A 24632-nucleotide genomic window follows, 5' to 3' on the forward strand; every position below is an offset into this window, starting at 1 on the left:
GAAAAAGGAGGTTAGATACAATTTGTGGAAATAGAATGGTGGAGAAAAGGGGGTAAGAAATGAAGAATCATGATAATCAGAGAATAGAAGAGCTTGAGGAGCGAGTACAAAAATTAGAAAAGCGGATAGATGAGCTTACAGCCCAACCATCGACCGCCCTCAAACCTCAAATCGACAAGAAGCCCGAGGTGGTCAGCCGACCTAGTGAAACACCCGAGCACAAGCAACCTGTTCAACCTTCTGAACCGAAAGAACCAGTGGATTGGGAGCGTTTGATCGGTCAGGTTTGGCTGCCCCGAATTTTTATTTTCGTTTTACTGTTAGGAGTCATATGGGGATTTAAAGCGGCATCGGATTATGGCGTCCTCAATCCATCTGTCAAAACCGTCATCGGTTATCTCGCAGGGTTCGGATTGATTGCTTTAGGGGAATGGCAAATCCGGAAAAAACGAGTGGCTCTTGGTCAGGTTCTACTCGGAGGCTCAGTGACCGTGCTTGTTATCGCGACATTTGCCGCCCATGTGATGTATGGATTCATCGGGCCGACATTTGCTTTCACGTTGAATCTCATCTGGGTTGCCGCCGGCATTTATTTTGCAATCAGGCATAAATCCGAAGTGCTCGGTGTCCTCGGAACGGTCGGTGGATTCCTCATCCCATTCCTATTGGACAGTGATTCTGGTAATACGTTGTTTTTCGTTTCGTATGAGACGGTTTTTTCCATCATCATGCTTTTATTTGCTTTGAAAAAGAACTACTGGAAACTCCATATTGTCGCAATGGCTTTACTTCCGGTTGTTCTGTTGTTGTACAGCTTATTTACGGGTCTGGAAAAATTCCCGGCTGATTTGAATTCGTTAGCGGTACTGACTTATGGCATGGTCGTTCAGCATCTTGTGTTATTAGGCATGTACGTAACCCGACCAGTTTATGAGAAGGTTCAGCAGTCCATTCTATTCATCAGTTTTTTAGCTGTGATCTTCTTTACGTATCAAGGCTTTGAAGACAATGCGATTGCCTGGACATTGTTATCAGCGGCCATCGTTTATTTGGTATTGAATGTCTATTTTCATTTTGAGAAAACCCTTGAGAAGAAGATCATCTTATTCCCGATTGCATGGCTTGCACTCATGTTTTATTTCATTGAAGTATTCGGCGACCGCGAGCTCGGACTCATTTTCCTTATACAGGGTACCGTTGGCATTTACCTCGGGCTACAAAGTAAGCTCAAAGTCCAGGTTTGGAGCGGGGCCTTCGTCTATCTCATCGGCGTGATGCGGACGGCAGGTCTGCAAATCGAAGTATTCAATTCCGTCCCGATGTGGAGTTGGGTTCTACTGATTGCGACGCTTTGGTTCCTCACTTATCAAGGAAAACGGTTACCAGAGGCTATCCCGACTGAAGTTAGAAAGGTGCTTTTTGGAGCAACAGCGTTGGCGATACTCGTGTATATCAGTCAATTAAGCTATGTATTTACGAAAGAACAATCTATCAATACGCAACATGTAGCGATGACCCTTTCTTGGATCGTGTACGCGATTGGTGGGATTACGTATGGCGTGTTGAAGGATCGGCAAGCACTCCGCTTAATCGGAATCGGGTTGATTTTCCTCTCTCTTGGTAAGCTGATTTTTATTGATGTGCCGAACGTTTCAATCGTTGTGCGGGCAGTACTCTTTATGATTGTCGGAGCAACCGGAATCGTCATCTCCCGTTTCTTTTATACGAAAGATAAACAAAAATTGAAGGAATGAATGCATATACGCTGACCTGCAGATCGTAGGTCAGCGTTTTTAAGTTCAAAATTTCATGTGTGATTTTTTTGGATATTAGAGGAATGTTCGCTCAATTTCTCGTATATAACCATAAAGGGTTGCAAAAGAAAACGCCGCATAAGGCGAAAAGAGGTGGGGTTTCTATGTCAATTTTGGATATGGATGCTTCGGAACTATCAGAAAAGATCAGGGAAGGGAAGATCTCTTCTCAAAAAGCGACAGACATATATATCAGACACCTTGAACACGTCAATCCATCCATCAATTGTTTAGTTGAGGATCGTTTCAATATCGCAAGGCAAGAGGCGAAGGAAGCGGACAGGAAATTGAAAGAAGGCCATGCGACAGGTCGTTTGTTCGGAGTCCCGATCAGCGTCAAGGAATGTTTTCATGTTGAGGGGATGAAGACGACAGGAGGCTTGAAACACCGGAAGAATCATATCGTCCATGAGGATGCGGAAGTCGTCAAGCGCTTAAAAGCAGAAGGTGCCATCATACTTGGAAAATCCAACACACCATCCCTATGTTTCTATCAAGAAACCGTGAATCCGCTCTATGGTACAACGAATAATCCATGGGACCCATCCTGTAGCTCAGGTGGATCGAGTGGTGGTGAAGGGGCCTTGATGAGTGTAGGAGGAGCTGCAGTCGGTCTTGGTGCAGATATAGGTGGATCGATCCGATTCCCAAGTCATTTCAATGGGATCATCGGTTTCAAATCAGGGAACGATCAGGTCTCCCAAAATGGCAATTACCCTTATATCGAATATGAAGAACAACAGAGGATGCTCGGTATCGGAGCAATGGGAAAGAGTGTCCGTGATGCCCGGCTCGTGAATAACATCCTAGGAAAAGCCAGTGACAACAGCTCACCAGATCTGAGCTCTTTCGAACTGGTCATTCCGCAATTCTACTCCTGTCCACTCGGTGTGGAAACAGGCCGATTAATTCGGACTGTGAAGGAGGATTTCGAGGATGATTTCTCCTTGCAAGTGGATGAACCGCCACTTTTCACCGAATCCACATTGATTTGGCAGCAGCTCATGTCTTTGGATGGTGGAAAGGCACTGAAGAAACATCTTCTCGTCAATGAGAAACAATTGAGCCCTTATATTGAATTCATTCGTTCCAAAATCTCAAAGTCAGATGTGCATGATTATCTGACCTGGGCAATGATCGGCATGCGTTTATTCCAGCCTTCCAAACGTCGATTGAATTACATCCGCGAATTTTTGAAATCGGGGGATGAACGTCTTCATAAGTATTTGGATCGAAGACTCATCGTCATGCCGGTCTATCATTCACCGGCCCCTGAGCATGGTGTTTTGTACAAGGAATTGTTCTCAATCCAGAAAACTTTCCTTCGTTTTCTGCCGTACATTGCATATGCGAATGTTTGGGGACTGCCTTCTTTGACGATTCCAGTTGGAGAAAGTGCAAAAGGTTTGCCTATTTCTGTGCAGATTATGAGCCGTGTCGGAAATGAAGAGGCACTTTTCCAATTCGGAGAATTACTCGAGAAACGGTATAGAGGCTATGAACGGTGCCGAAAGTATGATGAAACGGGAAAGAAAGAGGAAGTGGCAGCACATTTAGCCTGAAAATAAAAACGCTGACCTGATGGATGATCCGTCAGGTCAGCGTTTTATTTTCCCTTCATCGGGAACTTGTCGAAGTTCCCTGCATCGTTTAATGCAAGCTTCCGTGGAGCGAATCAAATGATAATTCCCTTTATCGATCCTAACTCGCAACGCAACTTGGAAAAGGGAATAAGCAGCGTCATACTTTCCTTCATCGAACTTACATTTTGCATAGTGCTGGTAAAGGAAATCCTTGTAATCTTGATACAGAGGGTTCTTATGCAATTTCATCATCAGTTCATTGAACATTTGATTCGCTTTCGTAAACTCTTTTTTCCATTGGTATGTATGAGCAAGACGTAATTGGTTCACGAAAATCTGCTTATGGTCTTGCAGGATGTCATGTTGGTCAATCGCAGAATGAAGTCGCCTTTCACTCTCATCCAAGTCCTTTACAATTCTAGAGAAAACCCCAATACGACCGTTCAGTAGGGCTTTTAAGGATAACGGTTCTGTCGTCTCGAGTTGGTCACGCCAAAAACGAATTCCGCGCTTCATATCCTCGAGATCTTCTGGCTGTTCACGTAAGTTCCGGTCAATATGGAAATTCATGTTGAATGGTATTGCATCCATATGAATCTCTCCTTCGTAAAAAGCCTAATGATATGAACCGAATGAATGCCACAATATGATTAATCTTGTCTTATATACGATGAGGGTGACGACTTTTCCTTCGTCTTTTGTAAAAATAAGTCTATTATCATGCATTCAAATCGGTTATAGGTCATTGGATGCTCTAAAATAGCTGAACCCCACGCTGCTCTAGAAAGTTTGCTGCATCTAAAGCGATGTCCGCTTCTATTCCAAAGACTTGATTCACTTTCTTCGACCAGTCGTAACGATTCTTGAAGTGAGAGACTTCCTTCGTATATTCATTTTTGCGCGTGATCGTCTCGTTGTTTAAGTAATAGCAATATCTTGGTTTAAAGATGGTAGCACTTAATCTGCGCATAACCTTATTGTCTTCTACATCCCAGTGGGAGTCTTCGATATCTTGGTTGAAATCCACAAGGGTGAGAGGCTGCCAGTCGATATCTTTTTTAACAAAAGATTTCCCGTCTGCATGTCTGTCAATCGAGTAAAGTTGATTCTCTAGTTTACGGAAAATCACTTCTTCTCCCAATTTCCGAAACCTGTATAGACCTTCTGATGGTAAACGAATCGGATTGAACAGAGGGCATCCGTAACCGACATCCACATAGTAATTGATCTGATTAAAATGGACTTGAATGGCAATGTGACCCGCATTGACTCTTACAAGAGAGCAATCATAGCCGATCGACCGCAGTAATTTTGAAAAATGAATATTCAATGGATAACAGGTTCCGCCCCAGCCATGCTCCATATGACGCAATAGGAATTCATCCGTACTAGGTATGAATGAACCTCGTTCCTGGAGAGTCTGGGCATAATAGAATTTGCTGAAGTTTTCATAAGGTATCGTATGGAGGTGAGCACGGATCAGAGATTTCAAGTGAGGCAAACTCAGGCTCTGTTCATGTACCCTCAGTATTTTCAAATATCGCTCAGTGGTCGTGGTGCTGAGTGGCTGCTGAAATGTCTTCACGATGACCTCCTTTTGTCGTTCAACATGATGCATTTTTCAAATCATAAAGAAGTTGTCCTTATACTGAAGAAAGGATACTTCTCTAAGTGTAAAAAAAACTGTTGAATTGCTCAACAGTTTGTCATACGGTCACGCTCGCTTCTTGCTCCGACAATCGTTTCAGACTCGTCATTTGCTTGTGAAGGATTCGTTTCGTCATTCCACTGAATAGGAAGCCCATTACTTTAGTCAATAGATTAGCTGTACCCATTTCTGCCCGGTAATCCAGTCTGGTTCCATCTTCCGTTTTAGTCAACTCATAGAATGCTTTGACGGAAAAACTGTTGTTCCCAATTTGAACCGCACACAAGTTGGGCTCATCATAGGCAATGACTTCCCCATTGTACTCCATCACCCGTCCACCTTCTTTGATCTTTTGAATGAATTTCGTTCCGACGGGATCTTCAAGGTCTAAACCATCTGGATATTGTGTGTCTTGTAGGCCTTCCATCCAGATTTTCTGTTTTTCATTGTCATTGAGACAGTGGAACACAGTTTCAATTGGCGCATGTATTTCAATCGTATAGGTGATGTCTTTCATCTACAAATACCTCCCAGAACTTTTCTCGTTGTCCTTTTATTCTACACGGATGGCGAATGACCTTTAAGAACCCAGAAAAAAGAGATCCAATTTCATACACCTTACGTTATAATGGAAATAATTAGGATTGATGCAGGGAGGCTAGGGCATGTTTGAATACATATGTGAAGAATGTGAGTGGATCGAATATTCGATTGAACTGGAACCAAAGAAAACATGTCCTGAATGCGGCTTCTATATGGAAACGAAAGAAACGACGAATGAATGAACTGCATATTGAAAAAGTCCAAAGCAACGGTAAAAATGTGTAAAGGCTGTCTCAAATTTTTGAGGCAGCCTTTTTATGTGGAATTAGGACTGAATTCTCCGCATTTTTCCATGATCCGACAGAATAACGACCTATTTCCTGGGTAATTTGCTTCACAAAATGACAAGAGCTACTCTTCATCTGCTGGTGCATCGAGCCAGGACAAGGCTTCCTTGATCAGATTGTTCAGCTTTTTATCAATAAAATCATCACCAAATTTTTCTTTCGCTTCTTCAAGATCGGAAAGGACTTGATCATCGAGCTTGATGATCGGCTTATCTTCTTCAATTTCATTATACATCTCTATAATGGAGTCAAGACCTTCTGACACTCGATCGATGGCCCGGCTCATTTCATTGTATTCTCGCTTTTCGGCTTTCAAAGTAAAGCCACCTCCGTACATACTGGAAAAATAGAAAAGAGATTGGCCAAACGTAAGTTGGTCAACCTCTTTTATCCCGGGTGTTGAGTTATCTTCCCCCGCCTAATTGCTGTTGAGCCATCTGTACAAGTCGCTTTGTAATCTCTCCACCAACAGATCCGTTTGCGCGAGAGGTTGTTTCAGGACCAAGTTGGACGCCAAATTCTGAACATATCTCAGCTTTCATTTGATCGATTGCGGCTTGTGCACGAGGAACCACTAATTGGTTGCTTTCTTGTGCCATAAAGATTGCCTCCTTCAATTGGACGTTTAAAAGGGAAATTTTTCCCTCTTGAACTCAGTATTTTACCCCTTCTGTATTTTATTCAGGTAAATTGTGGTAAATTTTCACATCCACAAAACAATTGAAGAAAGTTGCACCACCACCGGCATCGGATAGAGTGTCAGGGGTTAAATGATTAATGGAAAACCGCTCGTTATCCTCATCATCCCACCACAACCCTTGCGTGACAATCAGACTTTCCTTCACATCCTCCGTCACTTCTGCTCTCATCCGTACATGACCGAGATCATTGAAGATTTCTACCATCGTCCCGGATTCGATATTACGTATGCGTGCATCTTCAGGATGGATATAGACGACCGGTTTTTCAAGAGCTTGCAGAGACTTTTGGTTGCTGAAAGTCGAATTGATGAACTGATGGTTCGGTCCTGAAATCAACTGAAGCGGGTACTGCTCAGCAACTTGTGTTTGACTACTTTCACGGGGAAAACGGTTATCTAATCTGATTTTACTTGATGGAGTATGGATTTTTTCAGGTACTGATGTACTTTTATCATATTTCAGTTTCGCCCAGCCTTGTTCTCGCAACGTTTCGTAGGTCAATCCATTCAAATAGGGACTATCGGGGTTAGCCAACGCATCTCTGATCATATCCTCTTCGGTATCTTGAAAGCAGGCATCGTCAAAGCCCATATGTGCGGCCAACTCTTTGAAAAGGGTGAAGTTGGACTTACATTCGCCCATAGGTTCGATTGTAGGTTCATTCAATTGGACGTATAGATGCCAGTAGGATTTGTAAATGTCCATGTTTTCAAAGTGACTGGTCGCTGGCAATACGAGATCCGCAAAACGACAGCTATCTGTCAGGAACAAGTCATGGACGACGGTGAATAAGTCCTCCCGAAGCATTCCTTTACGGACTAGGTTCTGATTAGGCGCGACCTGAGCCGGATTACAGTTATAAACGAATAGTGCTTTGATCGGGTTTTGATCATCGACAAGTGCTCTTCCTAACTGATTCATGTTCGTAGTTGTAGCTTCAGTATTCTGGTGGAGGTCCGGGCGCTGAAGTTTTTCAGTATTCCATTCCGCGTACCCTGCATTTCCTTTAAGAGCACCACCACCCAGCTTTCCCCATTGACCGGTGAGTGCAGGGAGACTGGAAATCGCTTGAGTGACTGCTGCTCCATTCACATGATGCTGCAAACCATTTCCGATCCGGATGAAGGTAGGAGAGATGGTCCCGTACATTTTACTTAATTCAAAAATTTCATCTATTGAGAGCCCCGTCTTATGAGAGACGACTTCAGGCGTATATTCCTTCACTCTTTGTTGCAATCCATCGAACCCTTCCGTATAACGGTCGATGAAGGAAGAATCGGTCCAACCATTCTCAATCAACACGTGCATGATGCCATAAGCTAGAACATCATCTGTTCCAGGCCTGATTTGATAAAACTGATCCGCCCATTTTGCTGTGCGATTGCGATGGACATCGATGACGACGATCTTTGCGCCGTTTTTTCTCGCCATGTTGGCATAGACGACTTGATGCAAGTTCGTACTGATCAAATTACAGCCCCAGATGACGATCAACTTCGAATGTATGGTATCTTCCGGGTCGATTCCCGCAGATTTTCCCATCGTCTGGATATATCCTTCAGCACCCGCTGCATTACAAATGGTTCTGGCGAGCTTTCGGGATCCAAGCCGATTGAAGAAACGTCTGTCCATTCCTTCACTGTTCACAATCCCCATATTTCCAAAGAAGCTATATGGTAATATAGCATCTGCTCCATATTGAGAAATGATGTGATGAAAGCGTTGAGTAATCTCCCTATATGCCTCTTCCCAAGTAATTCGTTTGAAAGAAAAATTCCCTTTTGAACCCTCTCTCTTTAGTGGATATAGGATCCGTTCAGGGTCATTGACTCTTTCAGGCATTTTACGAACCTTATGACATATCAGACCTTTTGTTACAGGGTGATCCGGGTTGCCAGTCACATTCGTGATTTTGCCGTTTTCTGTTTCGACATGCAAGCTGCATGTATCCGGACAGTCCAATGGACACACGGATCGATGTATGGTCTTCGAACTCAATGAAAAGCCCCCTTCAATATGTAAACCTCACTTGATAAAAGATTAACATTAATTCCTGAAAGGTGAAATCAATTTGTAGATGCATAGTTCCTAAAATGAAGGAAAGCCTATAGGAAATGCTAGATGAAAGGAGGGGTGAACATGAACTGGAAAAAATACTTATTTGCTTGTATGTCAGCGATTCTTTCTCTAGGTTTGTTGTTTGGATGTGCTGGTGGTGGTGAAGAAGAGCAAGAGCCAACAGAAGAACAAGAACCTGCTGAAGAGGAACAAGAGCCAGCTGATGAAGAGATGCCTGAAGAAGGCGGTGAAAATGGGGAAAACAACGAAGGTTAATCCAGCAATGGGGTGGCGAATGAAGCTCACCCCATTTTTTATTGGAAACCCTCATCAAAATGAGTGCATTGGGGGTCATTTCATTTTATAATAGTAATATATTTAGAGGCTCGAAATAATTTTTTCGGGTGAGAGGGGATCGAAAAAAGTGTGGAGAAACCGGAACTTCTTACTTCTGATGTTTGGTCTGGCGGTTTCAAGTATGGGGCTTTGGGTTGGAATCATTGGGAATCTTGAATTTCTACAAAAGAATGTGGAGTCCTCATTCCTGCAAGCATTGATTATTCTCGCAGGATTTCTTGTTGGAATCTTCCTGGCACCGATGGCAGGAAGGGTGATCGACAGGAGCAATAAAAGGAACATCTTGATTTATGCAGGGTTTGCGCGATGTATCGCGATCTTGTTCATGTATTTAGCCATAGCAACCAATTCGGTTTGGTGGATGCTCATTTATACATTTGTAATCGGAATCTCGGGGACGTTCTCTAATCCAGCGATGCAGACGATGATACCGCTTATCGTCAAGAAGGATCAACTTCTGGCAGCAAACAGCGTTCACGTAAACATCTTCACTGGCGCAAGAATCGTAGGAACCGCACTCGGTGGGGTCATGTTGGTCGGCATGTCATTATTCTCTCTTTATACCGTCACGCTCATATCTTACGTCATCTTATTGATTGCCACCTTCTTCATCCACGTTGAAGAAGATGTGAAGAAGACCGATGAGAATAAGAAGAAAGAAAACTTTATCAGTACATTGAAAGATCTCTACCCAGTCGTACGTAATCAAAGAATGGTCGTAAACGGTATTTTCGTATTAATCCCGGCTTTCTTGTTTATTGCAGGATTCAACCTAATGGTCATCGAAATCAGCGAGTTGCAGAATAATCCTGGGATTAAAGGGATCTTGTATACGACAGAAGGACTTTGTGTATTTCTTGGGACATTCATCGCAAATCGATTCTTCAAAGAAAACCCGAAGCTTTCCTATATGCTCGGAATAACATTTATCATCGCTGCCGCACAGTTATCCTTAGTGTTCGCAGATCAACAGATCATGTCCGTCATTTCGTTCGGGATCTTCGGTCTTGCAGCTGGTACACTATTCCCGGTAGTTACGACGATCTTCCAGACGGACGTTCCATCTGATTATCATGGACGATTCTTCTCGATTAAAGGAATGGTGGATAATATTATTTTCCAGGCTTTAATGCTTCTAACGGGGTTATTCCTAGATACGATCGGGTTCAAGATGATGGTCATCAGCTTTGGAATCAGTTCCTTCGTATTTGTTACTTTCCTCCTTGTCCGAAACGTAACGGAAAACGGCAGGATAAAGAAGAATCCTGTCGCTATACCAAAATAAATGTCGAAACAAGCACAAGGCGCAAAATAAAGTTTTGCGTCTTTTTTCGTGTTTTTTTATTTTGTCACAAAATCGGGTCTATCGCTTGATATATAAGAGATATTTCGACGTCATCACTGAAAGTTTTATTTCAAAAATTACATTTTGTTTAAATTTATCAGAAAAACATCTTGAATGTTCCCCGGTATAATTTTATAATGTTTTAAAATAATTCAAAAAATATAAAAAGTTCAAACAATGAGCTTCTAGTCGCTCATACTAAAGGGGGGGCTTGATTGGAAGAGTTATTACGCGTCGAAAATTTAAAGACCTATTTTTTCGACAAAAAAAAGACCATTAAAGCTGTAGATGGAGTCGATTTTGCCATTAATAGGGGGGAGACCGTAGCTCTGGTTGGAGAATCGGGTTGTGGAAAGAGCATGACCTCACTATCCATCATGCAGCTCGTACCTGCACCTTATGGGAAAATCGTTGAAGGCGAGATCCACTTAGAAGGCAAGAATCTAGTCCGTTACACCGAAAATGAAATGTGTAAGATCCGGGGGAATGACATCTCGATGATCTTCCAAGAACCGATGACCTCCTTGAATCCCGTACTTACCATCGGTGAACAGATTACAGAAGTTATTACATACCACAAACGGCTGCCTCGGAGAAAAGCGGTCCAACAAGCGATAGAACTCCTCAAGCTTGTCGGAATACCGAGGGCGGAATCCATCATCTCAGATTACCCACACCGTTTATCTGGCGGAATGAGACAACGTGTCATGATCGCTATGGCAATGAGTTGTGATCCTAAACTACTTATAGCAGATGAACCTACCACAGCACTTGATGTAACCATCCAAGCACAAATTCTAGACCTGATGAAAGACTTATCGAAAAAAGTGAATACATCGATCTTGTTGATTACACATGACCTTGGGGTCGTATCGGAACTGGCTGAACGCGTCATCGTCATGTATGCCGGACAAATCGTAGAACAAGCAAGCGTAGACGATCTGTTTGAGGAACCACTCCATCCATATACGCAAGGCCTGGTCGAATCGGTACCGGATATCGATGCAGAAATCGGACGGTTGAATCCGATTAAAGGAAATGTCCCGACACCTGACCAGATGCCAGAAGGATGCCGATTTGCACCACGTTGTGCGCATGCTTTCGATCGATGTTTTAAAGAAGAACCTCAACTATTACAGAAAAAGTATGGTACAAGAACGGTCCGTTGTTTCTTGTATGAAGATGAGGAAAAGGGGGCTGAACATGCAAGGAAGGACCAATACTCTCACCGTTGATCAGCAGAAAGGATCTGCTTCAGAAACGATTTTAGAAGTTTCGAACCTGAAAATGCATTTCCCGATCAAAGCTGGAATCATGCAAAAGACGGTCGGTCATGTAAAAGCCGTCGACGGCATCTCATTCAAGATGAAAAAGGGGGAAACACTCGGGATTGTTGGAGAGTCAGGCTGTGGGAAATCCACGCTAGGACGGACGATCATCCGATTGTACAAGCCTACTGAAGGAAGTATCCATTTCAACAATCAGGATATCACCTCCGTTAGGGAAGGTGATCTCAGAAAGTCTGTCAGACGTGAAATGCAGATGATCTTCCAGGATCCATTTGCTTCTTTAAACCCAAGGAAGACCCTTGAAACAAGCATCATGGAACCTTTGAAGACACATCAGATCGGCGGTCAAGGTGAACGGAAGGAAAAAGTAGAGGACCTACTTAATACGGTCGGACTCGATCCGTCCTATGCCAACCGTTATCCGCATGAATTCTCTGGAGGACAACGACAGAGAATCGGAATTGCCCGGGCACTGGCCTTGAACCCTGAACTGATGATTGCGGATGAGCCTGTATCTGCCCTGGACGTATCCATTCAAGCGCAAATCATCAACTTGATGGAAGATCTACAGGAGGAATTCAACCTCACGTACTTATTCATATCACATGATTTAGGGGTTGTCAGACACATATCCGACCGAGTAGGCGTCATGTACCTCGGTAATATGATGGAGCTTGCCGACAAGTATGACTTGTATAAAGAACCGATGCATCCGTATACTCAGGCACTCATGTCTGCTGTACCGGTACCTCGCAAGAAGGGTTATGCCAAGCGGGAGCGGATCATCTTGTCAGGCGATTTGCCGAGCCCATCCAATCCTCCAAAAGGATGCGTGTTCCATACACGGTGTCCAGCAGCGATGGATGTTTGTAAACAACAAGTTCCGAAGTTTCAGGAAGTACAGCCGAATCATTACGTTGCGTGTCATCTCTACGAATGAGATGTTACATAATTTTATCACGCGGAGGGAGGGAGATTGTCAGTTGTGTTGGAGCAGTCAAATTCGTTTTAAAAACTAAGGGGGTTAAGTAATTTGAAGGTGAATAAGAAGTTACATTGGTTGGTTCTATTAACTTTTGTGTTGTCGATTTTCTTAGCAGCGTGTAATGCAAACCCAGCATCTGAACCAAGTGAGAATAATGAAGAGAACACATCCGAGAATGAAGAACAAGCTTCTGGTGAACCGAAGCAAGGCGGTGACCTCATCGTAGGATCCATCGGGGCACCAACGTTGTTCAACGACTTGTATTCGACGGATATCTCCAGTTCTGACATTTCTGGATGGTTATATGATGGCCTAGTGTCATTCGATGAGAACCTTGCTCCTCAAGGTGCTCTAGCAAAAGAATGGGAAACATCTGATGATGGTCTTGAATGGACAATCAAGCTTCATGAAGGTGTCAAGTTCCATGATGGTGAAGCGTTGACTGCGGATGACGTAGTGTTCACTTACAGCCTACCATTGAACGAAGAATATACAGGTCCTCGTGCTTCTGACTTTGAAAAAATCGATAAGATTGAAGCTGTAGATGATACGACTGTTAAAATCACTTTGTCTGAGCCTTATGCTCCATTCTTGACGACGCTTACTTATGGAATTCTTCCTGAGCACATCTTGAAGGATGTTCCAGTTGCTGAGTTAGGCGAAAATGAATTCAATACGAAGAGCCCTGTTGGTTCTGGTCCATTCAAGTTCGAAGAATGGAAAGAAGGACAATACGTTAAAGTTGTAGCAAACGATGATTACTTCAATGGACGTCCATACTTGGATTCCATTACGTACAAGATTGTACCTGATGCAAACGCACTTATGGCACAATTGGCTAACGGAGATGTACATCAAGCATCCGTCCAATCACCTGATTTGAAGACGGCTGAAAAACTTCAAGAAGAAGGAAAAATCCAATTATCAACTGATTTATCTCTAGCTTACACATATCTTGGATACAACCAAAAGAATGAATTGTTCCAAGACGTAAAGGTTCGCCAAGCATTAACTCACGCAATCGACCGTGAAACAATGATTCAAGCTGTATTAGACGGAGACGGTGAAGTTGCCCATGCACCTGCAAGTCCATTGAGCTGGGCATACAACGAAAATGTTGCCAAATTCGATTATGATGTTGAAAAAGCGAAGCAATTGTTAGAAGAAGCGGGCTGGACTCCTGGAGATGATGGCATCCTTCAAAAAGACGGTAAGAAATTCTCATTTGAAGTGAAGACGAACCAGGGTAACAAGGCTCGTGAACAGATTGCACAGATCGTCCAAGAGCAATTGAAGCAAGTCGGTATCGAAGTGAAGCCGAAAATCATGGAGTGGAGTGCGTTCATCGGAGATGTAACAGCTCCAAACTGGAAGTATGACGCAGTTATCCTTGGTTGGAGCCTCTCTGCAGATCCAGATCCAACTGCATTATGGCACTCGAAAGAACGTGAAGAAGGTTTGAACTTCGTCCACTTCTCTGATCCTGAATTGGATAAGTTGATGGATGAGAACACGAAGCAATTAGAGCAATCAGAGCGTAAAGATACGATTGCAAAAATCCAAGAAGGTATTGCGGAACAACAACCGTATACATTCTTGTACTACCCGAACGATCACTATGCTCTAGATTCAAGCATCAAAGGATTCGTACATCATCCATCAAGTGAGTACTACCAAATCGAAAAATGGTGGATGGATAAGTAATCCAATATAAACAGGATGAAGATGGATAAAGTGTTACGAGCTGATGCTTTATCCATCTCCTGTTTTATGGATTGAATCATGAGAAGATTTTTTCTCGCCTACATAATGACTACGAAAGCAAGTAGATAAAAAGGGGGATTTCAATTGCTCTCATACATCATCCGACGTATCATCATGGCAATACCATTATTGATTGGCATTTCCATTCTTTCATTTGGCATCATTCATCTGGCACCCGGTGATCCGACGGCTTTAATGATGGATCCAAACATCAAACCGGAAGACATGGAAGCTTACAAAGAAAAGTATGGACTGAACGATCCACCACATATTCAATATTTGAAATGGGTAGGCAACATGGTTCAAGGAGATTTCGGTCAGTCGTTGATCAGACAAGGGACGGATGTTTCCTTCTTGATTACAGAACGATTGCCTAACACGTTATTTCTGATGCTTGTTGCTACATTTCTTGCCCTGATCATATCCATTCCTTTTGGAATCCTATCAGCCCGTAAACCTTACACACTTACTGATTACTCAGTTACGTTCACTTCATTCTTAGGGCTTGCTACTCCGAACTTCTGGTTTGGTCTTGTATTGATCATGTTTTTAAGTGTTCAACTTGGTTGGTTCCCGACAGGTGGTATTGCAACGCTAAATGAACCGTTCAGTCTTTGGGATCGGATTCACCATTTGATATTGCCTGCAATCGTGTTAGCGACAGCTGATATGGCGATGTTAACAAGATATACACGAACAAGTATGCTCGAAGTGTTAAAGCAGGATTATATCCGGACCGCGCGAGCAAAAGGGTTCAAAGAAAGGAAGGTTGTGTACAAACACGGGCTTCGGAATGGTTTGATCCCTATTATCACAATCTTTGGATTATTACTACCTTCTTTCTTTGCAGGAACGGTTATAGTCGAAAAAATCTTCAACTGGCCTGGAATCGGATTGTTGTTTATAGATGCTGCGTTTCAGCGGGATTACCCAGTCATTATGGCGATAACGATTATTGCAGCTGTACTGACGGTTGTCGGGAATCTCATTGCTGATATTCTATATGCGGTATTCGATCCGAGAATTGAGTATTAAGGGGGATTATGATGTCACAGCCTGAAAATCAATTACAACCAAATATACAACCCAATGTACCCGTTTCTCCAGAGCCAATGGCACCAATGCCTCAAAAACCTGACACGTTAACTAGGATCGCTGTCGACAAGTTCATGAAAAACAAACTGGCTGTCCTCGGTTTGATTTTGCTTGTTATCATTATTTTATCAGCCATTTTTGCACCGTTGTTAACGCCGTATGAACCTAGTACGCAGGAGTTATTGAAAAAACTGACACCACCGAATGGAGAACACTGGCTTGGGGTTGATACACTTGGGCGAGATATGTACACGCGTATGCTATATGGAGCAAGGGTATCCTTATTGGTCGGTTTCGCATCAGTGGCTGCGTCGATATTCATCGGAACCATTGTAGGAGCGATCGCGGGGTATTATGGAGGTAAGGTCGATGCGTTCTTAATGCGTGTAGTCGATGTCTTCCTCGCTTTCCCAAGTTTGTTCCTGTTGATTACACTTGTCACCATTTTTGAACCAGGAATTGATAAGTTGATCATGGCATTTGCTCTATTTGGATGGACGGCGACAGCAAGACTTGTGAGAGGGGAGTTCTTGTCCTTAAGAAGTCGAGAATTTGTCCTTGCCGCCAAAACAATGGGTGTCAAAAGCTCAAAGATCATCTTCTCACATATTTTACCGAATGCGATGGGGCCAATTATTGTAACGGCTACCCTGAACGTAGGTATCGTCATATTGGCAGAATCCGCACTTAGTTACCTGGGACTTGGTATCCAACCGCCTACGCCAAGTTGGGGGAATATGTTGCAAGATGCTCAAAGCTTGACGATCATGTATGAGGCGCCATGGTACCCGATTTTCCCAGGACTCATGATTTTGGTTACCGTACTTGCATTCAACTTCGTTGGTGATGGATTAAGAGATGCATTCGACCCTAAAATGAAATCCTAAATGCTTCATAAGGAGGAAGTTTGATGAATCAGAGAAATGGAGTGGAGATAGAAGACTTGTTGAAGCTGAAGTTTGTCAGTGATCCTCAATTATCTCCAGATGGACATCGTTTAGCCTATGTGGTGAAAGAAATCAATGAAGACAAAAAGTATCAATCTCATTTATATATCATGGACGTCGGTACACAAACATCCGTCAGATGGACCGGTGGGAAGTCAATGGACTTCTATCCTAGGTGGTCACCAGATGGTGCGGAATTGCTCTTCCTCTCGAACCGTTCTGAGAAGATGCAAGTTTGGAAGGTTTCTTCTCAAGGTGGTGAACCAGAGCAAGTTACAGATTCCGAAAACGGCGTATCCAGCCCATCCTGGCACCCTGATGGACACTCCATCCTTTATACGTTCACTGAAAAAGCAGAGCAAGAAGAGGGTCCAATCATTGTTGATACATTGAGATACAAAGCGGATGGCAAACCGACACTGACTTCACAATCGTATGAGCATATTGGAATACTTTCTCTCAAATCGAAGAAAACCGATGTGTTGACGAAAGACGAGGCAGATCATCTATATGCCCGTTTCACATCTGATGGCAAAGGGATCGTTTATGCTAAGTTTGGAGAAGATGAACCGGGCAGTTACCGCCAATCGAAAATATACTTACAAGAATTAGGGCAAAACCCGGTCGAAATATCTACAATAAAAGGAACGGTCTCTCATCCGATCTGTTCACCGGATGGGAGATATATCGCTTATGTAGGTCATGATCAATCTTATGGACCGGCTACCTATAATGAATTGTGGGTGTATGACCGGGAGAATGGTTCGACGCTATGCCTCACCGAAAAATTAGACATCCAAATCGGTGATGTGATGATTAGTGATCTTCATTCGGTCGAAATGTCGCCGGGCTTAGTTTGGAACAGCACGAGTGAGCATTTGTATTTCTTGGCTAGTGAGTTTGGGAATACAGAACTTTATTCCATCGACTTGTTTGGGAACGTTGATAAAATTGTGGAAGGGGATCGCCATATTTTCCAATATGCGATGGATGATGGAGCGAAGGATGTCTATTTAGCGGTCAGTACGCCATCTCATCCTGGAGATCTCGTCCGTCATGATATCAACAGTCTGATGGAGCAACCGATTACGTTCCACAATGAAGAATTTCTCAGTGACATAACGTTGTCCGTTCCAGAAACGGTCCAATATCCAAGCCAGGACGGAACCGTCATTCATGGGTGGATGCTCAAACCGAACGACTTCCGTTCCGGACAGAAATATCCGACCATCCTATACATCCATGGCGGACCTCATATGATGTATGGAAATACATTCTTCCATGAGTTTCAAGTATTGACTGCCAAAGGTTATGCAGTTCTCTATTTAAATCCACGTGGCAGTCATGGATACGGTCAGACGTTCGTGAACGCTTGCCGTGGAGACTACGGTGGTGGAGATTATCAAGATCTGATGTCCGGTGTGGATCATGCGTTAGATACGTACGATTGGATCGATTCTGAAGAGCTGTATGTCACAGGAGGCAGTTATGGAGGATTTATGACCAACTGGATCGTCGGCAGTACAGATCGATTCAAGGCTGCCGTCACTCAACGATCTATCTGTAACTGGCAAAGCTTCTATGGCGTTAGTGATATCGGTTACTTCTTTACAGAAGGAGAAATCGGTGCACACTTGGAAAATGATCCGGAGAAACTGTGGTACCATTCACCAATTCGTTTAGTGAAAAATGTGGATACACCTTTGTTGATTTTACACGGAGAGAAGGACTTCCGTTGTCCGATTGAACAAGCGGAACAACTCTACATTGCACTTAAACAACAAAATAAGCCAACGAGATTGGTCCGATTCCCGGATGCAGATCATAACCTCTCTCGAAATGGGGATCCATCCTTAAGAATGGCGCGACTGGAGCAGATCAGTGGTTGGTTTGATCATTACCGGTTGTCACCGAAATCGTCTCGTGTAGCAAATGTACAATGAAGAATGAAACGGCCCAAGCCTCCAAGTCGAGGATGAGCCGTTTTTTCATTGTGGAAAGAGCTTCGTTACAGAGGAGATCGACTACGTAAATCGAATATGGAAGTTAAAGGGATAAGAGGGGGGAAGAAGAAAGATGGCAGAATGTCCTTTTTGTGAACCGAAAAAAGATCCAGAACAAAAGATTGTTTGTGAGAATGAGTATGCTTATTTTCTCCAACATCCGAAACATCAAGGTGTATTAACGGGGTCGGGTGTCATCGTACCGAAAGCACATCGTACAGATGTATTCGCAATGACATCGGAAGAATGGAATGCGATATATGAGCTTTTACATGAGGCCAAATCGTACCTGGACGATACCTACCATCCAGATGGTTTTACACTAGGTTGGAATGTTGGTAAAGTTTCCAACCAGGTCATCAATCATGCTCATTTCCATATCATACCGAGATATCAGGATGAGCCTCATGCCGGGAAAGGTATTCGATATTGGTTGAAACAACCGGAAAATCAACGAACATCGAGGTGAAGAACATGGAGATTAAAGAGAAGGAACATCAATACATAGAACAATTTGAAAAGCCTTTTGAAGGCTGGGATTTTAGCTTTTTGATAGACACAGGGAGGGTTGCCTCAGAACCTTTGCCGTGGAGCTATGGCAGTAAGGTGCTTCCTTACATTCGTCATTCAGAGAATATGTTGGATATGGGAACCGGCGGGGGTGAATTGCTGTCTAAATTGCAGCCACTTCCACAAAACACTTGGGCTACAGAAGGATATGCACCGAATCTCTCCATTGCTACAGGGAGGTTGACGCCACTTGGAGTGAGTGTAGTCCCGATTGAGGAAGAAGAACCGCTCCCATTTCACGACGAACAATTCGACTTGATCATCAATAAGCATGAATCTTATTCGGTAAAGGAAGTGATGCGGATCCTGAAGCCTGGAGGAAGGTTCATCACTCAACAGGTAGGTGGACAGGATGCCACAAGATTGAACGAACTTCTTGGAGAGGATACAGATTTCGGCTATTCGTATTGGACACTCGAATATGCACGCAAGGAACTTGAACAATCCGGTTTTGAAGTAGAAGAGGCGTACGAGTCGTTTCCTTATGTGAGGTTCTATGACATCGGGGCTGTTCTTTATCACTTGAAAGCCATACCTTGGCAGGTGCCTAATTTCTCTGTTCAATCTCATTTGAGTGAACTGATGAAAATGGAAGAAATGATTCAAGAAAAAGGGTATTTAGACGTGAGTGAACATCGATTTTATCTCTCATGTATCAAGCCAAAATAAACAAAGCCCAGCGGCTAGCGCTGGGCTTTCATGCTTTATCTGACCTGTAACGGTCTTTGTACGAATCCGATTGATTCTAACGCTTTTTGAAGATTACTGTAAGTGACGATCTCTTTGAAATCGATACCTAATGATACGACGGTTTGGGTCAACTCAGCGCGCATACCGGTAATGATGGATTGAACACCGAGAAGCTTCAACGCATTGACGACTCGGAATAGGTTATGAGCGACCATTGTGTCAATTACGATGATTCCAGAAAGGTCAATGATCAGGTGTCGTAATTTCAAATGGCTGCTCTGTTCAAGGGCTTTTTCCAGGATATATTGCGACCGTTCTTCATCCAGCTCCCCTATGATCGGCAATACAGCAACACCATTTGTGACGGGGACAATCGGCATCAACAATTCTTGAACATTTGCATGCGCCTTTCGCAATACTTTTTCATGGTCATCTAAGTACACTAGGCTGAAACTATAGATACAACGATCAATCAGAGGATCAATTACGGAACATGTGTCAATGAGGTCCTCGATGCTCAAGTTGAGTTGGTCCGCTTCTTGTTTCAAGATGCTAAGAATCGCTTTCCGGAAAAAGCGCAAACCATCCAATGACTCCTCTAGAGGAATGCCTTCCTTGACAGCAATTTCCCCAGCCTTAGCACTCCAATCTGTAATCAGATCGAAATACAGCTTTTCGTCACCAAATACGGCTTCACCTAAATAACGTACGAATGTACCTGTGAATTCTTCCGCTTCTTCAGGGGTCATAGATGATAATGATCTGGATTGAATTCTTTCCACTGTCGCTGGATCTTCCTGCATACGGAACTTCATGGACAGGCTGGATATCTCATATCTGTTCTCTATAATCTTTTCTCCTATCAATCTCATGTTCTCACGCATTTGACTTCCTCCATCAATTATCGTTTGGAATTTGTTTTCTTTATTATACATGAACTGTTCATACAAAATAAATATATAAGACAGCCTAGTACTTTCATAATATAGAAGAGGACATGAGGAGAGGTGGATGGCGATGAAAGGGATTGATTGGCAGATGGTTGCATTCGTGACGGTCTCCCTGTTTCATGATCATTGGGTTTACTCCAAGCTCCCACGGCTATATTTCTATGAAAACCGCAGGACAAAAAAGTGACACAAGGAATTTCAATACGAAATGTAGAAGGACGTATACGGACTATACATTCAAAAAAGGAGACTCCGCCATGAAATTTAGTGAATACGAGTATAGAAGACCCGATATGAAAGAATTTGAACAAGCCTTTCTTTCTTTATTGAAAAAATTTGAACAAGCCGGAAGTTATAAAGAACAAAGCGATCACTTGAATGAGATCGTCAGCATGAGAAATGAGTTCGAGTCGATGATGACGATTTGTTCCGTCCGCCATTCCATTGATACAAATGATGATTTTTACAAAACAGAGAACGACTTTTTTGATGAACATACCCCCATTTATGAAGGGTTCATATCCAAATTTTATCGTAAATTGGTAGATTCCAAGTATCGCAACCAGTTGGAAGACGAGTGGGGACCCCAATTGTTCCGTATTGCGGAATTATCCTTGAAGACGTATTCCGATGAAATCGTGGAGGACTTGAAGAAAGAGAATAAACTTTCCTCGGAGTATTCGAAACTGATCGCATCTGCGAAGATTGAATTTGAAGGAGAAATAAGAACCCTACCTCAATTGTCTCCTTTCATCCAATCAAAAGATCGGGAGACCCGAAGGAAAGCAAGTGAAGCAAAATATGCTTTCTTAACAGAGAATGAAGAAAGAATCGATCAGATTTATGACGAACTCGTCAAAGTACGGACGACAATCGCAAAGAAATTAGGGTATCGCAATTTCGTGGAACTTGGATATGACCGTCTCGTCCGTTCAGATTACTCCGCGAAGGAGGCACGTCGCTTCCGGGATCAGGTGAAGGAATACATCGTTCCGATTACCGAGAAATTATATGAACGACAAAGGGAACGGATCGGTCTCAAAACCTTGACCTATTATGATGTACCGTTTAAGTTTAAATCTGGGAACCCGACACCAAAGGGCGATCCTGAGTGGATCATCGATCATGGTAAAACGATGTATGCGGAATTATCACCTGAAACGGATGAATTTTTCCAATATATGAACGATAATGGACTTATGGATCTCGTGAGTAAAAGTGGAAAACGATCGGGGGGATACTGTACATACATCAGTAAGTATCAGTCTCCATTCATCTTTTCGAACTTTGTAGGGACTTCACATGATATCGATGTGTTGACCCATGAAGCCGGTCACGCTTTCCAAGTTTATTCAAGTCGTCATTTATCGGTACCGGAATATAGCTTCCCCACATATGAGGCAGCTGAAATACACTCGATGAGTATGGAATTCTTCACATGGCCATGGATGGAACTTTTCTTTGAAGAGGATACAGAAAAGTATAAGTTCAGTCATTTGAGTTCTGCACTAACGTTCATCCCTTATGGGGTGGCGGTCGACGAATTCCAGCATTTCGTTTACGAAACGCCAGAAGCGACTCCAGCTGAGAGGAAGCAAGCGTGGAGAAGGATCGAGAAGAAGTACTTACCGCACCGCACATATGAGGAGAATGATTTTCTAGAGCGAGGCGGATTCTGGCATCAGCAAGGCCACATCTTCCGTACGCCGTTTTATTATATCGATTATACATTGGCTCAAATCTGTGCGTTCCAGTTTTGGAAGAAAGCCAATGAAGATCGGGAAGCGGCATGGGAGGATTACTTGAACCTGTGCAAACAGGGCGGAAGCAAAGCTTTTACAGAACTCGTCGATTACGCGGGCTTGAAATCCCCATTTGATACGGATTGTATCCGAACGGTCGTCACCGATATAGAAAAATGGCTGGATCAGGTAGATGACAAGGCTCTCTGATCATTAGAGGATTATGTATCATTGGAACAGGGTACCCTAACTAACAGTATTCACACCAGAATTTGCAGAAAACAGGAGGAAGATAATATATGAGTATTCATATTGGAGCAAAAGAAGGCGAAATTGCAGAAACGATTCTACTACCGGGGGACCCTCTGCGTGCTAAGTATATTGCAGAGACATTCTTAGAAGATGTGAAGTGTTATAACGAAGTCCGAGGGATGCTCGGCTATACTGGAACGTATAAAGGAAAGCGTATTTCCGTGCAAGGGACAGGAATGGGTGTACCGTCCATTTCAATTTACGCACATGAATTGATTGAAAGCTATGGCGTGAAAAACTTGATTCGTGTGGGGACTTGCGGTGCTTTCCAGAAGGATGTAAAAGTGCGTGATGTCATCCTTGCAATGTCCGCTTCTACAGATTCATCGACGAACCGTCATCGTTTCGGTGGTATTGATTTCGCTCCGACTGCGGATTTCGGACTCCTTCACGGTGCATACGGAAAAGCAGTAGAACGAGGACTTGAAGTGAAAGTCGGTAACGTATTTACAAGTGATACGTTCTATAACGACACAATGGATCTAGCTAAGCAATTAGCGGATTATCAAGTTCTGGCAGTCGAAATGGAGACTTCGGCCCTTTACACTTTGGCCAACAAGTTCGGAGTCAATGCACTTTCTGTATTGACGGTTAGTGACCACGTATTTACTGGAGAAACAACTTCTTCTGAAGAACGACAAAAGACATTCAACGAAATGATCGAAGTTGCCCTAGATACGGCAGTGGAACAATCTGCATAGACGGACAAAAAGCACCCTGATACGGGTGCTTTTTTCTATACGATGGCATATTCCTGTGTGGATATCGGTAAACGAACTGTAAAAGTCGTCCCTTGACCGACAGTGCTTCCGACAGTGACGTGGCCATGGTGATTCTTGATGATGTTATAGGTGACCATGAGTCCTAACCCTGTTCCATTTTCCTTCGTGGAATAAAAGGATGTACCGAGTTTCTCGAGTTGTTCACCGGTCATCCCGCACCCTGTATCCATAATCGAAATGGAGATGTCTTTCAAACCCTTGTCGATATGGACTGAGATGTGTCCTTCCTGTGAGGTAGCCTCAATTGCATTCTTGATGAAATTGATGAAGGCCTGTTTCAACTGGACTTCATCACCGACTACTTCTATATGATCTTCCTCTGAATGAATATGGATAGAAATACGCTTTCTGAAAGCGGAAGTATCCAAAAGGAATATAACCTCCTGGATGATTCTTACGATATTATGCGGATGGATATTGGAGTCATGAGGCTTTGAGAAATACAACAAGTCGTTAGCGATCGTATTGATCCGATCTAATTCTCCGAGCATGATCTTGATGTATTCTTTGCCTTTAGGCGACGTTTCTTTATCCATGATTTTCAAGAATCCTTTTAGGATGGTCAACGGGTTGCGTACTTCGTGAACGATGCCCGTCGCCAATTCACCCATCACGGATAATTTCTCAGACTGCATCAATTGCTTTTCCGTTTCTTTCCGGTCTGTTATGTCCTGCATAATGACCTGGACGAGCGTTTCACCGTCAAACTCATACACTCCGTAAGTGGACTCGACTTCAATGATCCTTCCCTCTGCATCTACGATACAACATTCTACTTGTTCAACTGTCTTCCCAAGTTCGCATACTTGATGGAGATATCTTTCATTTAGTATGTGAAAATCTGGATGCAGGAACTGTCTGAATGGTTTGTTCAAAATATCTTCTGGTTTGTTCAGACCGAGCAGTCGTAGACAAGCTTTGTTCGCATAGACAATCTCATTCGCCTTTACAATGAATTTTGCAGTAATGGAATACTCAAGCAACTGATGGAAATCCAACTTCTTACCATTGATTTCCGTTATCATGAAGTACCTCCTCTCGAATCAATTCGAAAAGCGATTATTAAGCTTAGAATAATCGCACGGGTGTATGGAATACTTTTAACTT

At 43.1% G+C, this 24632-nt stretch carries 22 protein-coding genes; 14 read left to right on the forward strand and 8 right to left on the reverse strand.

Translation table 11 applies throughout. The annotated features are described in order from the left end of the window. Positions 1–59 precede the first annotated feature (59 nt). Positions 60–1754: a DUF2339 domain-containing protein gene (locus tag ACSVDE_RS03415; RefSeq protein ID WP_439299561.1), complete on the forward strand. Its 1695-nt coding sequence runs from the start codon at positions 60–62 to the stop codon at positions 1752–1754. A 164-nt stretch (positions 1755–1918) separates the two neighbouring features. Then, entirely contained in the window at positions 1919–3376 is a 1458-nt protein-coding gene (locus tag ACSVDE_RS03420) for an amidase (RefSeq protein ID WP_439299562.1), read from the forward strand. 36 nt (positions 3377–3412) lie between these two features. Here ACSVDE_RS03420 and ACSVDE_RS03425 read toward each other — a convergent pair whose 3' ends face one another. From ACSVDE_RS03425 to ACSVDE_RS03450, 6 genes are all read right to left on the reverse strand, one after another. Next, positions 3413–3988 (reverse strand): hypothetical protein, encoded by a 576-nt coding sequence (locus tag ACSVDE_RS03425; RefSeq protein WP_439299563.1) that lies wholly within the window; start codon positions 3986–3988, stop codon positions 3413–3415. Positions 3989–4151: 163 nt separating this feature from the next. Beyond that, positions 4152–4982 carry an arylamine N-acetyltransferase gene (locus tag ACSVDE_RS03430; protein ID WP_439299564.1) on the reverse strand — a complete coding sequence of 277 codons (831 nt, stop codon included), beginning with the start codon at positions 4980–4982 and terminating at the stop codon, positions 4152–4154. Positions 4983–5103: 121 nt separating this feature from the next. Continuing rightward, entirely contained in the window at positions 5104–5562 is a 459-nt protein-coding gene (locus ACSVDE_RS03435; RefSeq protein WP_439299565.1) for an SRPBCC family protein, read from the reverse strand. 437 nt (positions 5563–5999) lie between these two features. Then, positions 6000–6251 carry an atypical membrane-integrating protein (Mistic protein) gene (locus ACSVDE_RS03440; protein WP_439299566.1) on the reverse strand — a complete coding sequence of 84 codons (252 nt, stop codon included), beginning with the start codon at positions 6249–6251 and terminating at the stop codon, positions 6000–6002. An 88-nt stretch (positions 6252–6339) separates the two neighbouring features. Further along, positions 6340–6534 carry an alpha/beta-type small acid-soluble spore protein gene (locus ACSVDE_RS03445; RefSeq protein ID WP_226547824.1) on the reverse strand — a complete coding sequence of 65 codons (195 nt, stop codon included), beginning with the start codon at positions 6532–6534 and terminating at the stop codon, positions 6340–6342. Positions 6535–6612: 78 nt separating this feature from the next. After that, positions 6613–8634 (reverse strand): molybdopterin-containing oxidoreductase family protein, encoded by a 2022-nt coding sequence (locus ACSVDE_RS03450; protein ID WP_439299567.1) that lies wholly within the window; start codon positions 8632–8634, stop codon positions 6613–6615. Positions 8635–8775: 141 nt separating this feature from the next. Here ACSVDE_RS03450 and ACSVDE_RS03455 point away from each other — a divergent pair, with 141 nt between their 5' ends. The 10 genes from ACSVDE_RS03455 to ACSVDE_RS03500 all read left to right on the forward strand — a co-directional run bounded on the left by ACSVDE_RS03455 (position 8776) and on the right by ACSVDE_RS03500 (position 19718). Beyond that, positions 8776–8970, forward strand: a complete 195-nt coding sequence (locus tag ACSVDE_RS03455; RefSeq protein WP_439299568.1) for a hypothetical protein — start codon at positions 8776–8778, stop codon at positions 8968–8970. 118 nt (positions 8971–9088) lie between these two features. Next, positions 9089–10336: an MFS transporter gene (locus tag ACSVDE_RS03460; protein WP_439301922.1), complete on the forward strand. Its 1248-nt coding sequence runs from the start codon at positions 9089–9091 to the stop codon at positions 10334–10336. A gap of 275 nt (positions 10337–10611) precedes the next feature. Then, on the forward strand, positions 10612–11631 hold the full coding sequence (locus ACSVDE_RS03465) for an ABC transporter ATP-binding protein (protein ID WP_439299569.1): 1020 nt from the start codon (positions 10612–10614) through the stop codon (positions 11629–11631). Then, positions 11600–12625 (forward strand): ABC transporter ATP-binding protein, encoded by a 1026-nt coding sequence (locus ACSVDE_RS03470; protein ID WP_439299570.1) that lies wholly within the window; start codon positions 11600–11602, stop codon positions 12623–12625. The genes ACSVDE_RS03465 and ACSVDE_RS03470 overlap by 32 nt, the downstream gene beginning before the upstream one ends. A gap of 93 nt (positions 12626–12718) precedes the next feature. Next, positions 12719–14374, forward strand: coding sequence for a peptide-binding protein (locus ACSVDE_RS03475; RefSeq protein WP_439299571.1), 1656 nt, complete (start codon positions 12719–12721; stop codon positions 14372–14374). 144 nt (positions 14375–14518) lie between these two features. Continuing rightward, entirely contained in the window at positions 14519–15469 is a 951-nt protein-coding gene (locus tag ACSVDE_RS03480; RefSeq protein WP_439299572.1) for an ABC transporter permease, read from the forward strand. A 77-nt stretch (positions 15470–15546) separates the two neighbouring features. Next, positions 15547–16416: an oligopeptide ABC transporter permease gene (gene opp4C, locus ACSVDE_RS03485; protein WP_439301923.1), complete on the forward strand. Its 870-nt coding sequence runs from the start codon at positions 15547–15549 to the stop codon at positions 16414–16416. Positions 16417–16439: 23 nt separating this feature from the next. Beyond that, a complete protein-coding gene (locus ACSVDE_RS03490; protein ID WP_439299573.1) occupies positions 16440–18419 on the forward strand; it encodes a S9 family peptidase in 1980 nt (659 codons plus the stop codon). A gap of 133 nt (positions 18420–18552) precedes the next feature. Then, positions 18553–18948 carry an HIT family protein gene (locus ACSVDE_RS03495; RefSeq protein ID WP_439299574.1) on the forward strand — a complete coding sequence of 132 codons (396 nt, stop codon included), beginning with the start codon at positions 18553–18555 and terminating at the stop codon, positions 18946–18948. A gap of 5 nt (positions 18949–18953) precedes the next feature. Next, positions 18954–19718, forward strand: a complete 765-nt coding sequence (locus ACSVDE_RS03500) for a class I SAM-dependent methyltransferase (RefSeq protein WP_439299575.1) — start codon at positions 18954–18956, stop codon at positions 19716–19718. A gap of 35 nt (positions 19719–19753) precedes the next feature. Here ACSVDE_RS03500 and ACSVDE_RS03505 read toward each other — a convergent pair whose 3' ends face one another. Further along, positions 19754–20623 carry an STAS domain-containing protein gene (locus tag ACSVDE_RS03505; protein WP_439299576.1) on the reverse strand — a complete coding sequence of 290 codons (870 nt, stop codon included), beginning with the start codon at positions 20621–20623 and terminating at the stop codon, positions 19754–19756. Positions 20624–20946: 323 nt separating this feature from the next. Between ACSVDE_RS03505 and ACSVDE_RS03510 the strand changes: the two genes are divergently transcribed. Then, complete coding sequence (locus ACSVDE_RS03510) at positions 20947–22641, forward strand: M3 family oligoendopeptidase (protein WP_439299577.1); 1695 nt, start codon at positions 20947–20949, stop codon at positions 22639–22641. An 89-nt stretch (positions 22642–22730) separates the two neighbouring features. Beyond that, positions 22731–23444, forward strand: a complete 714-nt coding sequence (gene deoD / locus ACSVDE_RS03515) for a purine-nucleoside phosphorylase (RefSeq protein WP_439299578.1) — start codon at positions 22731–22733, stop codon at positions 23442–23444. A 35-nt stretch (positions 23445–23479) separates the two neighbouring features. On the opposite strand, the gene ACSVDE_RS03520 is transcribed toward deoD, so the two are convergent. Then, positions 23480–24550 (reverse strand): ATP-binding protein, encoded by a 1071-nt coding sequence (locus tag ACSVDE_RS03520; RefSeq protein ID WP_439299579.1) that lies wholly within the window; start codon positions 24548–24550, stop codon positions 23480–23482. Positions 24551–24632: the final 82 nt, after the last annotated feature.

This window comes from Pseudalkalibacillus sp. Hm43 (assembly GCF_051842935.1).
Classification (GTDB): domain Bacteria; phylum Bacillota; class Bacilli; order Bacillales; family Fictibacillaceae; genus Pseudalkalibacillus.

Bases quoted from the DNA above. Each gene is read 5' to 3' on its own strand.
- ACSVDE_RS03415 (WP_439299561.1), top strand. From the start codon at position 60: ATGAAGAATCATGATAATCAGAGAATAGAAGAGCTTGAGGAGCGAGTA.
- ACSVDE_RS03420 (WP_439299562.1), top strand. From the start codon at position 1,919: ATGTCAATTTTGGATATGGATGCTTCGGAACTATCAGAAAAGATCAGG.
- ACSVDE_RS03425 (WP_439299563.1), bottom strand. From the start codon at position 3,988: ATGGATGCAATACCATTCAACATGAATTTCCATATTGACCGGAACTTA.
- ACSVDE_RS03435 (WP_439299565.1), bottom strand. From the start codon at position 5,562: ATGAAAGACATCACCTATACGATTGAAATACATGCGCCAATTGAAACT.
- ACSVDE_RS03445 (WP_226547824.1), bottom strand. From the start codon at position 6,534: ATGGCACAAGAAAGCAACCAATTAGTGGTTCCTCGTGCACAAGCCGCA.
- ACSVDE_RS03455 (WP_439299568.1), top strand. From the start codon at position 8,776: ATGAACTGGAAAAAATACTTATTTGCTTGTATGTCAGCGATTCTTTCT.
- ACSVDE_RS03470 (WP_439299570.1), top strand. From the start codon at position 11,600: ATGCAAGGAAGGACCAATACTCTCACCGTTGATCAGCAGAAAGGATCT.
- opp4C (WP_439301923.1), top strand. From the start codon at position 15,547: ATGGCACCAATGCCTCAAAAACCTGACACGTTAACTAGGATCGCTGTC.
- ACSVDE_RS03490 (WP_439299573.1), top strand. From the start codon at position 16,440: ATGAATCAGAGAAATGGAGTGGAGATAGAAGACTTGTTGAAGCTGAAG.
- ACSVDE_RS03495 (WP_439299574.1), top strand. From the start codon at position 18,553: ATGGCAGAATGTCCTTTTTGTGAACCGAAAAAAGATCCAGAACAAAAG.
- ACSVDE_RS03500 (WP_439299575.1), top strand. From the start codon at position 18,954: ATGGAGATTAAAGAGAAGGAACATCAATACATAGAACAATTTGAAAAG.
- ACSVDE_RS03505 (WP_439299576.1), bottom strand. From the start codon at position 20,623: ATGCGTGAGAACATGAGATTGATAGGAGAAAAGATTATAGAGAACAGA.
- ACSVDE_RS03510 (WP_439299577.1), top strand. From the start codon at position 20,947: ATGAAATTTAGTGAATACGAGTATAGAAGACCCGATATGAAAGAATTT.
- deoD (WP_439299578.1), top strand. From the start codon at position 22,731: ATGAGTATTCATATTGGAGCAAAAGAAGGCGAAATTGCAGAAACGATT.
- ACSVDE_RS03520 (WP_439299579.1), bottom strand. From the start codon at position 24,550: ATGATAACGGAAATCAATGGTAAGAAGTTGGATTTCCATCAGTTGCTT.